Source organism: Endozoicomonas sp. Z74, from assembly GCF_057680865.1.
This window is the reverse complement of record NZ_JBLYZI010000260.1, coordinates 1-969: the sequence shown is the minus strand read 5'-3', so window position 1 is coordinate 969 and position 969 is coordinate 1. Positions and strand designations below refer to the sequence as shown.

General features: G+C 40.9%; 1 protein-coding gene. It reads left to right on the top strand.

The features are described 5' to 3' along the window. The first annotated feature begins 142 nt into the window (after positions 1–142). A complete protein-coding gene (locus tag ACNRUY_RS26645) occupies positions 143–883 on the top strand; it encodes a hypothetical protein (RefSeq protein ID WP_488114688.1) in 741 nt (246 codons plus the stop codon). Positions 884–969: the final 86 nt, after the last annotated feature.

The following is a 969-nucleotide window of genomic DNA, read 5'->3' as shown; positions in this document are numbered from 1 at the left end:
GCTTATCAGTGAGCGAGGAGAATTTGGAAAACAGGGCTTTTGCAGACATCGAAAGACAGGAAAAACCCTGATTATACAGGCTGTTTCTTGATGGCGCTGTTCAATTGGTGATCATGTTTTTGCCCTGGATCACGGTGGTTTAGTGACGCAGACGCAGCTACCTGAGAAGAGGAGTGCATTTGGGCGTAATACCACGCTTCATACTGTTAATGGATCAGGTCCAATAAAGAAGGCAATAGCATATGCTTTGGCCTTTGAAGGCGAAGGCAATCTTGTTCAGTATCCTTATGTAAGCTTGGAAAAATTCTGTCAACTGGGGTTTCACTGCCACCCATTAGTTGGTGCCTTAGAGTTAACTGTTCCATTTGAAGCAAAGTTAGCAGCAGCTGCTCATAGTGCACTGGCAAAGAGTGGCCTGGGAATGAAACAGCGTATTTTTGATGATGACTTGCGTGGTCCATGCAAGACGGCTCACGGTTTGGCTCTAAAGGAATGTTTTGCAAAATTTGGTGGAGAAAAACCTGGTACACATAAAGACATGCATGATTTTTGTGAAAAATATACAGAAGCTTATAGCTCTAATTTGCTTTCGCAGTTAGTAGAGGTTGAGGTCATTAGTAAACAATTTTTAGAAACAACTCAAATAAAAAAGGATTTAGAATCGTTCTCCAAACCTATTATTAAAGCTATTCTAAAACCCATTTTACCTGACTCGGAAACTACATCACAAGCGAGATTTCCTCAAATTCAAGGTGCTTTTGATGACTTTTTCCTTGAGACTGAGTATATGATCTTGGATCAAGCGGATGGTAGCCATCAAACTCAACCATCACATATAGACACGGCGCTGTTCAAATTAAGTGTTGCTCTACCCAATGTATAGAAACTTGATCTAAAAAAGCCTCCTCTGAGAAGAGTTGAGTTTTAAGAAACCTTTTCCACCCGAGGTAACGAGACAGGTATTTTGTT